The organism is Sporosarcina sp. SAFN-015, assembly GCF_051966875.1.
GTDB lineage: Bacteria > Bacillota > Bacilli > Bacillales_A > Planococcaceae > Sporosarcina.
In genome coordinates this window covers 88762-101558 of the sequence record NZ_JBQCKP010000005.1, presented here as the reverse complement: position 1 = coordinate 101558, position 12797 = coordinate 88762, and the positions used below count along the sequence as shown (strand labels likewise).

Below are 12797 nucleotides of genomic sequence, written 5' to 3'. Positions count from 1 at the left end.
ACATTCGGCAACTGACTCATAAAAAAATGATATTTTATGGTGTTTCAAGTTGATTGACACACGGCCAGCAGATCAATATTTCATATAATCCTCAACCAATTCATAACATCTCTCTTCTGTCAGATTTGCTAACACAACCACATATTCCAAATGTTCCTGTGTACCTCCTTCGTATTGTAGTGAAGCTTCCTTTGCAGTAACATCCCGATATGTTATCCAGTTTCGTTGTTCATCTCTCAATTGATTCATTTCTTCTGTAGCAAGTTGTTCTTGTAGGATGCCATACACTTCATTCAATAATCCATCCCACAGATCATATCGATCTCCTTCAACTTTTTTCATAGCGTAAGTAGAGGAATCATTGGAATATGTATTTCGGATTTCTTCAACTTCTTCGTTAATATCAGCAAGTTTTTGTAAATATTTTTCTTTCATAGTGCCATTTTTATCTTCACTATCTGCATCAACTTTGTCGATGCCTGTAGTGTTTTCTGTTGTGTTAATAGTAGAGGAATCGTTAAATTGTGACTCATCCGATGAGTTTCCGCAAGCGGCTAATGCAACAACTACTGTCACCATTCCTATGACTGATTTCCAATAGTTTTTCATGAAATACCAACTTTCATCTTTAGATTTACTCTTGTCCGTTACAGCCGGGCGATAAGAATTTCTTTTCTACTATACAATATCAGAAATTCTAGTTTTACATTTAGTAATTAGGTCGGTAAGTTAGAAAAGGATATTAGTTTGAGTTTGTGGAATACAATAATATGTTAGTGAGCAGCAAAATAAAAAGACTCAGAATGATTTCTGAGTCTGCACTCCTTATTAATGTTTCCCCAGTAGAGCCATTAAACCTTTGTAGATGAGGAAAAGGGAAAAAATTAAAATAGCTACGATACCTATAATGTCAGTGATGGGCTCTAAACCTGCTAGAAAAGTACCTGCCAAGGGAACCTTTACTAATGCAAATCCGGCTAAAATAGTAGCCAATATCAATAAAATCAATCGATCCATTCAGTTAACCCTCCTTTCACTACATTATATGAGCACGATTCAAGTGGAGTAGGGGTAACGTTTTGTTCAGTTTATGTTGGAAGTAAAGAAGTTATTGAAAAGGAGATTACAATGAACACATTAACTAGTAAAGAACTTCACTCCAAAGAAGAAATTCTTGAGGCTTTTCCTGTAATGAATCAACTACGGACCCATCTGAATGAAAACACGTATATTGATCTTGTGATGGAAGCGAAAGAAAAGGATATGTATCGATTATTTGCACTTTACGATCATGGAGAAATCGTTGCAGTTACCGGCTTTAAACCAATGATCACCTTATACTACGGACGTTTCATTTGGATATGTGATTTAGTTACTGATAAGAACAAGCGCTCAAACGGATATGGTGAGAAGCTTCTATCTGTCGTTCATGAATGGGCTAAAGAAAATGGCTTTGAACGTGTCGCTTTATCATCGGGTTTACAACGAAGCGATGCACATCGATTCTACGAAGACAAAATGGGCTATGACAAAGTGAGCTATGTATTTAAAAAAGAAATTTGATTGAATGGCTTCTCGGTGAATAAACTTCTCCAACTTTTAAGATTAAACACTTGCCAATTCCTCTATAAACGAATAATATATGTAATGGATTAAATAATGTTCGTCTTTGGAGGAGTATCTCTTTGTTTAAATTACAAGAAAACAATACAACTGTAAAAACGGAAGTCCTTGCAGGGTTCACGACCTTTTTTACGATGGTCTATATAGTAATTGTTAACCCAATCATTTTAAAAGATGCAGGTGTCCCGTTTGACCAAGTGTTTACGGCTACAATCATTGCGACAGTCATCGGGACATTGTGGATGGCGCTTGCAGCGAATTATCCGATTGCAATTGCACCAGGAATGGGCATGAATGCTTATTTTGCCTATTCAGTCGTAGGAACGAATGGTATTACGTATGAAACAGCGTTCTCAGCTGTGTTCGTTGCAGGCATCATTTTCGTTATCTTATCGCTTACCTCCTTCCGAAAAGTGTTGATTGAAGCGATTCCTGATAACTTGAAGCATGGGATTACCGCGGGGATTGGCTTATTTATCGCTTTTATCGGAATGAGACAAGCTGGCATGATCGTCTCCCATCCATCGAATCTTGTAGCGCTCGGGGATCTACATTCGCCAACTGTGCTTTTTGCCTTGCTCGGACTAGCTGTTACGCTTATTTTGATGGCATTGAGAGTGCATGGGGCATTGTTCCTCGGTATGATCCTTACAGCAGTCGTTGCCTTTTTCACAGGGCATTTATCGTTTGACCAAGGTTTCGTTCAAATGCCGTCACTTCCGGATGGGATCATCATTTCCAATCCGTTCACTGCCTTCACAGATGTATGGCAGCATATGCTGTTCCCGGTCGTCTTTTCATTCCTAATGGTAACGATTTTCGATACGACAGGAACGATGATCGGTGTTGCACAACAAGCCGGCTTAATGAAAGACAATAAAATGCCAAGGGCTCGCCAAGCATTACTCGCTGACTCTGTTGCAGCAACGGCTGGCTCGATGTTCGGAACAACACCGACGAGTGCGTATATCGAATCATCTGCAGGTGTCGCGGCAGGTGGAAGAACAGGACTCACTACGGTTACGGTTGCCATTCTATTTATCGTTGCAGCGTTTTTCGGACCTCTTGTTAGTGCGGTTTCAGGATTATCTTCCATTACAGCTCCAGCATTGATCATCGTCGGCAGTTTAATGATGGGATCCATTGCGAAAATCAAATGGGATGAAATTGACGAAGCATTCCCTGCTTTTCTCATCATTTTAAGCATGCCACTCACGTCAAGCATCGCAACGGGGATTGCATTAGGGTTCATTTCATATCCGATTTTGAAGGTCGTAACAGGGAAATGGCGTGTAGTCCATCCGCTTGTTTATGTGTTCGCGGTTCTATTCTTTTATCAATTGGCATTTCTGCCTCATTAATCTAGTCATCTGTGAAAAAAGCAACTCCCAATTTCTTGGGTAGTTGCTTTTTTCATTGATTAACCGGTAAATGGAAGCGACAATTTCAATTCGCTATAGGTGAAAAAGGAATATTAGCAGGCTCCATTCACATAAATTATATGTAGATTGAATGACCAACTAGCGATTATTGGGGAGTGAAATATGGGTGCTATTAATGGAAGAGATTATATTAACCGAATAAATCAGCTACATAATGAAGTTTGGTACGACGGTGAAAAAATTGCAGGGCCGCTCTCGGAACACCCAGCATTTAAAGGGCTCATTCATTCAAAAGCAGCACTTTATGATTTGCAGCATGATCCACAAATTAAAGATGAGATGATATTTATTTCACCGGTATCTGGAGAACCAATTGGTCTTTCCTATTTGCAACCGAAAACGAAAGAGGACTTAGTCCGAAGAAGAAAGATGATGCAACATTGGGCCAAGTATTCTAAGGGAATCATGGGAAGAAGCCCAGATTATTTGAATACGGTTATAATGAGTTTTGCTTCTTCAGTTAACTTTTTAAGAAATAAAGAAAATTGTTTTCCGAATAATCTACAAGCCTTTTATGAATACGCTAGAGAACATGACTTATCATTTACACATACATTTATTTCCCCTCAAGTAAACCGTTCTCAAATTTACATTGAAGACAGCGATGAGCCAATCGCTGCAAAAGTTGTGGCAACAAATGAAGAAGGAATTGTCATTAAAGGGGCCCGTCTTTTAGCAACGCAAGGGGGCTTAACAGATGAAGTTTTAGTATTTAGTGTTGGTAAGTTTTTACTCGATGAAGATCAAGCTTTCGCTTTTTCTATTCCTTCTAACACGAAAGGAATAAAATTCATTTGCAGGGATACATTCTTGGGAGGTCAATCTTCCTTTAACCATCCATTGAGCTCGCGGTTTGAAGAGATGGACTCGATCATTGTCTTTGACAACGTAGTAGTGCCTTGGAATAGAGTGTTTTTTTACAACAATGCAGAGGTTGCTGAAGAATTCCCATTTCAAAGCTCATTCCACTCCTTTGCAAAGCACCAAGTCGTGACCAGACAAATTGTGAAAACAGAGTTTGTATTAGGGATTGCTGAGCTTTTGATCGAAACAATTAATGTTAGTGGATACCAACATATACAGGAAAAGATGTCGGAAATCATCATAGGACTGGAAACGTTGAAAGCCTTATTGGAGAAATCGGAGAATAACGCGGAGGTAGATGAATGGGGTTATATGCGACCAGAAATGTTCCCGCTACAAGTAGCAGGAAACATCTTTCCTAAAATCTACCCTCGATTCACTGAAATTATCCAACTAATTGGAGCAAGTGGAATGATTGCATTGCCAACCGAAAATGCATTTCATTCTAGTATTAGAAATGACTTGGATCATTATCTTAAAGGAGCAACGAAGACGGCAGAGGAACGGGTAAAGATTTTTCGTTTAGCGTGGGATTTAACAATGAGCTCATTTGGAACGAGACAAACTCAATATGAGCGATACTTTTTTGGCGACCCTATTCGGTTGGCGAGCGATTTATATAAAAGCTATCCTAAAAATGAATATGTAGAGACGGTTAGTGATTTTTTACATCTGACAAGAGAAGAGTAACTCCCAAAATGTCGGGGGTTCTCTTTTTTAATGGCGGTTTACTCAAATAATTTTAACACTTATAATTTTGGAAGGGGGGGATTGATGTGATTCGTTTAGTAAATACAAACGATTTAGAACAAGCTGCTTCTTTAGTGACGATGGCTTATCCAGGGATGCAAATATCGGGAGAGGAAGCTCAAAAAGGATTTATTGAGAGACTGACACTCGAAATTGAATCAGAAAATAACTTGAAGTATTACGGATTGTTTAATGAACAAAATGAGTTGTTAGGGTTATATAAACTGCATGATCTGAATGGAAATGTAAACGGAAAGATGATTCGTATTTGGGGAATTGGCACGGTAGCCGTTCATTTTTTCCATAAGAAAGAAGGTATAGCGAAACAGTTGCTGCAGCATTTTCACGAGCTTGCTAGACAAGAAAATGTCGGGATTGTGTCGTTATATCCCTTTAGCACGTCTTTCTATCAAAAGATGGGATACGGCTATGGACCAACACGCTATCAATATAAACTGAAGCCTGCAAGCTTTCCAAATAGTGGTGATCGAAAGAAAGTTGTCATGTTGTCACCAGCCAATGAGGAAGAGATTGTTGCCGTATACAATGAATTCGTATCGATGCATCATGGCATGATCGAACGGACTTGGCATGAACGGAACTTAATTAAGAAAAAAGCTACGTATTATGCGGGAGTTTATGAGGGAAAAGAGTTAGTCGGTGCACTCGCTTATACATTACAACCGGTGAAAGATAGTCATTTTCTTCATCATGAAATGAATATTTTCGAATGGATATGGACGAAACCAAGCGCTTTCATTGATATGTGTACGTGGATCCATTCACAACAGGATCAAGTAGACCGTGTATACGTTCGAACACAAGATGAGTCACTCATCTATCAACTTGAAGATCCGAAGAATGATAGCAATCGTTTGATTCCGAGCGTTTATCATGAAATCGGAACGGTTGGTACAGGGCTCATGTATAGAATTAGCTCTATTACATCGTTTGTGGAACAAACGAATTTTCATTCGCTAGAGCGGCCTGATGGACCTGTTTCGATTTCTTTATTTGTTCAAGATTCATTTATTCAGGAGCAAAACGGGAGTTTCCGTTTAACATTTACGGAAGATTGTTGGAACATAGAGAAATTGTCCAATTCGATGGAAGAAGTCGACTTGTGCATTTCGATTTCAGATTTAAGTTCTTGGTGGATGGGCTGTGTCAGCTTGGAAAAGCTAGCCGAATATGGAAAAGTGGAAGTGAACAATTGGCACGCTAAGCAGTTGGATCGATGGTTCATGCCTTCTTCGAAACCAGTGTGCCTAACTTCTTTTTAATAATTAATCATTGTAAAGTGAGGGCAAGTCATGAGTATTTCGTATAAATTGATGTCTGCTATGACCTTTGAGGAAGCGCATGCTCTGTTTAACCGAGGGTTTGAAGGTTATGTAATGCCAATGAATTTACCGTTTGATACTTTCGTTGGCCGTTTCGGAAGTGATGGACTCTCTCCGGCACAATCAATCGTTGCGTATGATGGAGCAGTCCCATTCGGTTTTGTGCTCCAAGGGATAAGAGATGTCGATGGTCAAAAGATATCCTGGAATGGTGGAACAGGTATTATTCCAGAATACAGGGGGAGGAAGCTGGGGATTCCCTTGATGGAGGAAGCGGAAAAACTCTTAAAGGAAAATAATGTTTCTGTAGCGACGTTAGAGGCGCTTTCTGAAAACAAGCCAGCTATCTCTTTATATGAAAAATGTGGTTACAAAGTTGAGGATGATTTGCTCTTTTTACGGGCAAACGGGGTTCTAAATAGTCAACTGCCGGATCTTGATGGTTATGAAATGGTAAGAATTCCGGCTGCCCAATCGATTGGCTCAGATTTATTTCCAACTATTGTCCCTTGGCAAACGGATGCGAGTAATACTCCGAAAGTAGGTGGGGAAGCTGTTCTAATTACTAAGAATGGGGAAGTACAGGCAGCTTGTCTCATACGGAAAAAATGTGTGTTTGACACTGAGGCGGAAAGCATTACATTATTTCAAGTGAAGGAAAATGGGAATAAAGATGCTTTCAACAAACTTCTTGCTCACGCTTTGGAATATGACCAACCGATTAATCGCACAACTTATAACTTCCTAACAGGGAATGGTCGTGTTGTTTCCTATTTGCTTGAAAGCGGTTTTGAAAATACGCCAATATCTCAAGTTTTCATGACGAAAACTTTCTAAATTAACGAGTCGAATTGTACCGGTGCCTGGGCATCGTGCTTGTGCATAGGCACCGGTTAGAATTACAGTTCAGGAAAAGTAATTATCATTTCACCGTCGTTGTTGATTACTTCAATGGTTGCATGGTCAAATAGATAAGGTGTGTCACTTCCGTCTTGCGGCTTAATTTTTTCGTACATGTTTCTTACAGATAAAACCGGGAAAGTTACAGGTATGAATCGCCCTTTATGCAACACTTTCATATTACCCATTAAAAACAATTCTTTACTGGAAGCTGCAAAGCTTAAGTGGCCAACTTCCTTCTTTCCGCTTTCCGATAGCAATTTAACGTTTTGCAGCAATGAAATAATGCATAAGATGAAATCATTTATAACTTCGGGAGGCAGTTTTTCCAGACCTTGTTCAGTGAATAATGTATTGAAGCCATTCCGAATTTCTTTAAAGGAAAACATATTCTCGATTTTTTGCTTTTTACCTTTGCCTAGATTATTTATTATTTGCTTGCACTCATCGAAGAACGATTTCACATGACCCGTACAATTTTCTCTATGTACAATAAAATCTCCCAGTTCTTTAATTACTTTATTGTCTTGTGCATCATCTTTTACAAATAGAAGAAAGCTTAAAAGATCTTTTTCGTCAAACTTCCTATCTGCAAACTTTCTGTAATAATAATCAAAGATTTGTTGTTCTTTGTTGTCCACTGCTCTTCACTCCTTAACATCATGATGTAATCGCGGCATGCGTACATCCATTCCTCCATCATACCACGCAATGTTTCGTGAATAATATTATTTCGATTAAACCTACTTGAAATTATAATGTTGCACAAGGGAAACATTAGACATATAATAGCACTATCGATATGACAGTAAGAAGTAAGGAGAATAGATATGATGGATTATTTTTTAGGGCTAAGTCCAGTCTATCAAGCATTGATCGCCACATTGTTCACATGGGGGATGACTGCTATCGGGGCTGCTTTGGTCTTTACGACCAAGAAAGTTAACCAGAAGTTAATGGATGGTATGCTGGGATTTGCGGGCGGCGTAATGATTGCGGCCAGCTTTTGGTCGTTGCTAGCGCCCGCTATCGAAATGGCCGAGGCTAATAGTTCGTTTCCATCTTGGTTTCCTGCAGTTGTCGGCTTTTTATTGGGTGGCCTTTTTCTAGGAGTGGCGGATAAAATCATTCCTCACTTGCATCCAAGCTCTTCCATGAAAGATGCAGAAGGCATAAATCCTGCCAGCAAGCGACGAAGCACACTTCTTGTCTTCGCCATCACTTTGCATAATATACCTGAAGGTCTCGCGGTTGGTGTAGCATTCGGTGCAGTAGCGGCTGGAATGCCGTCCGCTACAATGGCAGCTGCAATTGCTTTAGCAATTGGAATAGGGATTCAAAACCTTCCAGAAGGGACAGCTGTTTCGATGCCGCTTCGCCGAGACGGGATGTCTCGCCGGAAAAGTTTCTTTTACGGACAATTCTCAGGAGCGGTTGAACCGATAGCCGCTGTGATTGGTGTACTTGCAGTGACAACGATGCAGCCACTTCTTCCATTCGCCTTAAGTTTTGCTGCGGGCGCAATGATCTTCGTCGTTGTGGAAGAGGTCATCCCAGGTTCGCAGGAAAATGGCAATAAGGATCTAGCATCGCTTTGTTTAATGCTTGGATTTGCTGTAATGATGATATTAGACGTCGCATTTGGATAAGAATAAAACTACAAAAGTACAGCCAGTGTGAATGATACCACTGGCTGTTTTATTATTTGTTTTCATATATACGATTTAAAATTTCAATTAAGGGAAAATAAAACTGACCGTAAATAGAGAAGGAGGGAGTAACATGGACAAGAAATACGAGGAGTGTCTCAAAGTAATTCAAGAATGTCTAAAAGCATGCAATACATGTTTTGACGCATGCTTAAAAGAAGAAGACGTCAAGATGATGGCTGAATGTATCCGATTGGACCGTGAATGTGCGGATATTTGCGCATTTGCTGTACAAGCGATCACGCGGAACAGTCCTTTCACAAATCAGATTTTAAATCTCTGTGCAGATGTGTGTGAACAGTGTGCTGAAGAATGTGCGAAGCATGAACATGAACATTGTAAGCGTTGTGCTGAAGCTTGCCGGAAATGTGCAGACGCCTGCCGTAAAGCAGCAGCATAAAAAAACTATGGAACTTTTCTGGAGTATCGAAACTATTTCCAGAAAGGTTCCATTTTATAATATATGTATCTATATCGTTTTATCACGCAAAAGTAAATTTGGGATGACGCGAATATAAATAAGTGAACCGATTAGCTCCACAATTGTTTGGGTTACAATTAGGGCTACAACTAACGAACTTACATTATCAGGCAATGCCAATGCAAAAGGAAGGACAACAAGTGAATTACGAGTAGCTCCGCTAAAAATTAGCGCGCGTCCTGTTTTAATCTCAAGCTTAAATAACATTACGATGATTCGAGAGATGACAGGCATAATGATCATAAAAGCGATATAAATCGGAATCACCTTACTAATTACATCTATGTATACATAAAGTTTCCCTATTTGTGAAGCTACAATAACAAGTAAGGTAAGAGCCATAAAAGGAACTGGAAGCCATGAGGAGAAATCAATAATGTTAGCTCCGATTCTTGCGTTTTTTGAATACAACTGGATCACTATTGCAATTCCTAAAGGGATGACAATTAACCCGAAAAATGCTTCAAGAAATGGTCCCACTTCCACGATTCCTACCGCTTTCCTTCCCATAAACAACGATAAATATAAAGGTAGTAGGATCATTTGGGTGACGAAAAGAATAGGAGTCGCCATCAGCAATAACTTTTCATTTCCCCGACCGAGAGCCGTAAAAACAATAACATAATCAATGCAAGGAGTTAACAAAACTAAATAAACGGCAAGCAATAATGGCGGATAATCCGGTAATAACTTGGTTAATAGCCATACGACAATAGGCACCGCCATATAGTTAACAGTAAGTAAAGCTCCAATAAAACGGCGGTTCTCAAATGGGTTTTTCAAAGATGCAAAAGGAATTTGAGAAAACATACTATACATCAATATACCAATGACTACAGTAATCGTAGTATCCAATCGACCAGCGAAGTCAGGTGCGAACAAACCTAATCCGGCAGCAACCATTATAACTATTGCATACAGTATTATTTGTCCTTCTTCTAATTTTTCTCGCGTCATCATTTCAGCAAACCCTCCGGTATGTTCCAATCCATAATTTCTCGTAGTACATCCACACTTCACTATAGTAGCATTCCAAAGATTCGATTGTAACGATCAAGGTTCGTGCTTTTTTCGTGCTTGGGAAAATTTTTTCGTGTTTAGTTCCTAAGAGAGTTTTAACCGAATTGGGCTCGATTGCATATAATAACTGTGCGCGTCAATTCAATATCATAGATTTTTCCGCGTGATGATATTGGAACTATATTATTTTGTTACTGCATAGGATAAATATATAGATTTGAATTGAAGGACTTGAGAATAATAAATTTAAAGAACTATAGAAATCTGGATAACTGTGACAATTCGCTGTAAAGGGGATGAGTAAGCCTATGCAAGAAACGATCAGCTTACATGATTTGATCAAAGTAGTTAGAAAGCGGTTTATATTCATTATCGGTACCGCCCTATTTGCAATGGCCATAACTGGAGTCATAAGTTACTTTTTCTTGACCCCTACTTACAAAGCATCAACACAAATACTTATAAATCAGAAGCAGACAGAACAATTCCAAGTTAGTGCTCAAGACATTCAGACGAATATTCAACTTATAAATACATATATCGTCATTATCAAAAGCCCTGCAATTCTTTCGAAAGTCATTGATATTTTGGAACTGGATACAACTCCGGCTTTACTTGAAAAAAAGATTAAAGTAGAAACTACACAAGATTCCCAAGTTATTAAAATAAGTGTCAACGATCAAGAACCTTATAGATCGGTAGATATAGCCAATACGATTGTAGAAGTTCTCCAAGAGGAAATCCAACTATTATTGAACGTTAATAATGTGTATGTCCTCTCGCCGGCGGTCTATCTCGAGAATCCAATACCCGCAAAGCCAAATCCGTTGCTGAATATGACAATCGCGGCTGTCAGTGGATTAATGATTGGAGTCGGAATGGCGTTTCTCCTTAATTATTTGGATATGACCGTTAAAACAGAGCAGGATATTGAAGAATTATTAGGTCTTCCCGTTATTGGGATTGTAAGTCCGATTGCGGAAACGGAACCCAATAGGATAAAAGGGGTATTAGGTCGTATATGGAGAAGGGGATAGTAGGATGTTTAAAAAGAGAAAGAAGAACAGTCGAACAGCTTCACGTAAACTTGTTGGTAGAGATGTCTCTAAGTCTCTCTCTTTAGAGCAATTCCGAATGATCCGAGAGAATATTATTTTTTTAATGCCGGATAAAAAAATAAAAACCCTTCTTTTTACCTCTACTTCTTCCGGGGAAGGAAAGTCGACAATGGCAGCAAATGTCGCGATAGTTTTCGCTCAAGCCGGAAAGAAAGTATTGTTAGTCGATGCAGATATGAGAAAACCAACGACACATTATACGTTTAGAACAACAATTTCGCCTGGTCTATCCCATGTTTTAAAAAGACAAGGGGGACTAAATGAGGTTATCAAAAGAACCCAATTCAAAGGGCTGGAACTTGTCACTTGTGGGACGATGCCAATCAATCCCGCCGAACTCCTTGGATCAAGTACAATGGATGATCTTATCACTGAAATGAAATCAAAGTATGACATTATTATTATCGACGCACCGCCAATTCTTTTAGTTGCTGACGCACAAATTCTTTCAAACAAATGTGATGGAACAATTTTAGTCGTTAGTTCTGGAAAAACCGAGAAAAACGACGTTAAAAAGGCGAAGGGATTGCTAGAAACTTCCAAGGCGAATGTCTTAGGAGTCATATTGAACAATTATAAACTTGAAAAGGGCCATTATTATTATAATTACAATGGTGTTAAGGGGGAATAGGAAGTATCAATTTATACTCTTTTACTGCTAGGAAGGAGAGACAAATGATTGATATGCACTGTCACGTTTTGTTTGGTGTAGACGATGGACCAAAAACAATTGAGGATACAATACGTATTGTGGAAAAAGCAGTGAAAGAAGGAATTACAGATATGATTGCAACACCGCATGCATTCAGTCCTCATTACCATGTCCCCAAAAAAGAGATCGAAGGTCAAATTCGACTTCTTACAGATAGTCTGCGTGCAGGGAAATATCCAATCAAACTTCACACCGGACAAGAAGTGCGACTTCATGAAAACGTCATAGAAAAAATAATAGAGGGTGAAGCGATGACGCTTGCAGGGTCACGTTATTTACTACTCGAACTGCCGTCACAATCTATTCCACTTTATATAGAAAGAGTCATACAATCGATGCTTGAATATAACACTATACCAATTATTGCACACCCTGAACGGAACAGTGCCATTGCTCAGAAACCCGCGCGACTCGAGCGGTTGATTCGACTTGGAGCATTTGCACAGGTGAATGCAGGAAGCCTATCAGGTCATTTCGGGAAAAGAGTTCAACGACTTTCAATTCAACTTGTCGAAGCAAATCTAATTCATACATATGGATCGGATGTTCATGATACAAAGGCGAGGCCGTTATTGTTCAATGAAGGACTTCGCTATCTAGAAAAAAAGAAAAAACACGATAGTATTGACATTTTATTAGAAAATAACGAGCGTATTTTAAAAGACGACGCGTTCATTGTTCTAGACCCGGAAATTCCAGTGAAAAAAAAATGGTGAAATCAATGAGCTAAGCCCCAGTTACTTTCAAGTCTAGCGAGTATTCTGGAAAGGAGACAATTATGTAAAGACGTCATTTGACTGCGACGCTTACTATTTACATAGTTGGGTTGGGAAGG

General features: G+C 39.2%; 14 protein-coding genes. 10 read left to right on the top strand and 4 right to left on the bottom strand.

Annotated elements, in window-relative coordinates:
* Positions 1 to 72: 72 nt before the first annotated feature.
* Together ACTHPA_RS10650 and ACTHPA_RS10645 are read right to left on the bottom strand one after the other, a co-directional pair.
* On the bottom strand, positions 73 to 609 hold the full coding sequence (locus tag ACTHPA_RS10650) for a lysozyme inhibitor LprI family protein (RefSeq protein WP_440500221.1): 537 nt from the start codon (positions 607 to 609) through the stop codon (positions 73 to 75).
* 219 nt (positions 610 to 828) lie between these two features.
* Positions 829 to 1017, bottom strand: coding sequence for a hypothetical protein (locus tag ACTHPA_RS10645; protein ID WP_224654594.1), 189 nt, complete (start codon positions 1015 to 1017; stop codon positions 829 to 831).
* A 111-nt stretch (positions 1018 to 1128) separates the two neighbouring features.
* Here ACTHPA_RS10645 and ACTHPA_RS10640 point away from each other — a divergent pair, with 111 nt between their 5' ends.
* The 5 genes from ACTHPA_RS10640 to ACTHPA_RS10620 all read left to right on the top strand — a co-directional run bounded on the left by ACTHPA_RS10640 (position 1129) and on the right by ACTHPA_RS10620 (position 6859).
* Positions 1129 to 1563, top strand: a complete 435-nt coding sequence (locus ACTHPA_RS10640) for a GNAT family N-acetyltransferase (protein ID WP_440500220.1) — start codon at positions 1129 to 1131, stop codon at positions 1561 to 1563.
* A 122-nt stretch (positions 1564 to 1685) separates the two neighbouring features.
* Positions 1686 to 2984 (top strand): NCS2 family permease, encoded by a 1299-nt coding sequence (locus ACTHPA_RS10635; RefSeq protein ID WP_440500219.1) that lies wholly within the window; start codon positions 1686 to 1688, stop codon positions 2982 to 2984.
* A gap of 183 nt (positions 2985 to 3167) precedes the next feature.
* On the top strand, positions 3168 to 4619 hold the full coding sequence (hpaB, locus tag ACTHPA_RS10630) for a 4-hydroxyphenylacetate 3-monooxygenase, oxygenase component (protein ID WP_440500217.1): 1452 nt from the start codon (positions 3168 to 3170) through the stop codon (positions 4617 to 4619).
* Between the two features lie 86 nt (positions 4620 to 4705).
* Complete coding sequence (locus tag ACTHPA_RS10625; RefSeq protein ID WP_440500215.1) at positions 4706 to 5962, top strand: GNAT family N-acetyltransferase; 1257 nt, start codon at positions 4706 to 4708, stop codon at positions 5960 to 5962.
* Positions 5963 to 5992: 30 nt separating this feature from the next.
* Positions 5993 to 6859 carry a GNAT family N-acetyltransferase gene (locus ACTHPA_RS10620; RefSeq protein ID WP_440500214.1) on the top strand — a complete coding sequence of 289 codons (867 nt, stop codon included), beginning with the start codon at positions 5993 to 5995 and terminating at the stop codon, positions 6857 to 6859.
* Positions 6860 to 6921: 62 nt separating this feature from the next.
* Here the strand turns inward: ACTHPA_RS10620 and ACTHPA_RS10615 are convergent, their stop codons facing one another.
* Positions 6922 to 7563 carry a hypothetical protein gene (locus ACTHPA_RS10615; protein ID WP_440500213.1) on the bottom strand — a complete coding sequence of 214 codons (642 nt, stop codon included), beginning with the start codon at positions 7561 to 7563 and terminating at the stop codon, positions 6922 to 6924.
* Between the two features lie 189 nt (positions 7564 to 7752).
* Between ACTHPA_RS10615 and ACTHPA_RS10610 the strand changes: the two genes are divergently transcribed.
* Together ACTHPA_RS10610 and ACTHPA_RS10605 are read left to right on the top strand one after the other, a co-directional pair.
* Positions 7753 to 8571, top strand: coding sequence for a ZIP family metal transporter (locus ACTHPA_RS10610; protein WP_440500212.1), 819 nt, complete (start codon positions 7753 to 7755; stop codon positions 8569 to 8571).
* A 133-nt stretch (positions 8572 to 8704) separates the two neighbouring features.
* Entirely contained in the window at positions 8705 to 9031 is a 327-nt protein-coding gene (locus ACTHPA_RS10605) for a four-helix bundle copper-binding protein (protein ID WP_440500211.1), read from the top strand.
* A gap of 69 nt (positions 9032 to 9100) precedes the next feature.
* On the opposite strand, the gene ACTHPA_RS10600 is transcribed toward ACTHPA_RS10605, so the two are convergent.
* Positions 9101 to 10072, bottom strand: a complete 972-nt coding sequence (locus ACTHPA_RS10600; RefSeq protein WP_440500210.1) for an arsenic resistance protein — start codon at positions 10070 to 10072, stop codon at positions 9101 to 9103.
* Positions 10073 to 10428: 356 nt separating this feature from the next.
* Here ACTHPA_RS10600 and ACTHPA_RS10595 point away from each other — a divergent pair, with 356 nt between their 5' ends.
* Genes ACTHPA_RS10595 through ACTHPA_RS10585 form a run of 3 tightly spaced genes read left to right on the top strand, consistent with a single transcriptional unit; the run spans position 10429 to position 12678 of the window.
* On the top strand, positions 10429 to 11169 hold the full coding sequence (locus ACTHPA_RS10595) for a YveK family protein (RefSeq protein ID WP_440500209.1): 741 nt from the start codon (positions 10429 to 10431) through the stop codon (positions 11167 to 11169).
* 4 nt (positions 11170 to 11173) lie between these two features.
* Positions 11174 to 11881, top strand: coding sequence for a CpsD/CapB family tyrosine-protein kinase (locus ACTHPA_RS10590; protein WP_440500208.1), 708 nt, complete (start codon positions 11174 to 11176; stop codon positions 11879 to 11881).
* A gap of 44 nt (positions 11882 to 11925) precedes the next feature.
* A complete protein-coding gene (locus ACTHPA_RS10585) occupies positions 11926 to 12678 on the top strand; it encodes a tyrosine-protein phosphatase (RefSeq protein WP_440500206.1) in 753 nt (250 codons plus the stop codon).
* Positions 12679 to 12797: the final 119 nt, after the last annotated feature.

Excerpts from the sequence above, each read along its gene's own strand:
- ACTHPA_RS10595 (WP_440500209.1), top strand. The coding sequence starts at position 10,429 with ATGAGTAAGCCTATGCAAGAAACGATCAGCTTACATGATTTGATCAAA.
- ACTHPA_RS10650 (WP_440500221.1), bottom strand. The coding sequence starts at position 609 with ATGAAAAACTATTGGAAATCAGTCATAGGAATGGTGACAGTAGTTGTT.
- ACTHPA_RS10610 (WP_440500212.1), top strand. The coding sequence starts at position 7,753 with ATGATGGATTATTTTTTAGGGCTAAGTCCAGTCTATCAAGCATTGATC.
- ACTHPA_RS10590 (WP_440500208.1), top strand. The coding sequence starts at position 11,174 with ATGTTTAAAAAGAGAAAGAAGAACAGTCGAACAGCTTCACGTAAACTT.
- hpaB (WP_440500217.1), top strand. The coding sequence starts at position 3,168 with ATGGGTGCTATTAATGGAAGAGATTATATTAACCGAATAAATCAGCTA.
- ACTHPA_RS10640 (WP_440500220.1), top strand. The coding sequence starts at position 1,129 with ATGAACACATTAACTAGTAAAGAACTTCACTCCAAAGAAGAAATTCTT.
- ACTHPA_RS10605 (WP_440500211.1), top strand. The coding sequence starts at position 8,705 with ATGGACAAGAAATACGAGGAGTGTCTCAAAGTAATTCAAGAATGTCTA.
- ACTHPA_RS10585 (WP_440500206.1), top strand. The coding sequence starts at position 11,926 with ATGATTGATATGCACTGTCACGTTTTGTTTGGTGTAGACGATGGACCA.
- ACTHPA_RS10620 (WP_440500214.1), top strand. The coding sequence starts at position 5,993 with ATGAGTATTTCGTATAAATTGATGTCTGCTATGACCTTTGAGGAAGCG.
- ACTHPA_RS10600 (WP_440500210.1), bottom strand. The coding sequence starts at position 10,072 with ATGATGACGCGAGAAAAATTAGAAGAAGGACAAATAATACTGTATGCA.
- ACTHPA_RS10645 (WP_224654594.1), bottom strand. The coding sequence starts at position 1,017 with ATGGATCGATTGATTTTATTGATATTGGCTACTATTTTAGCCGGATTT.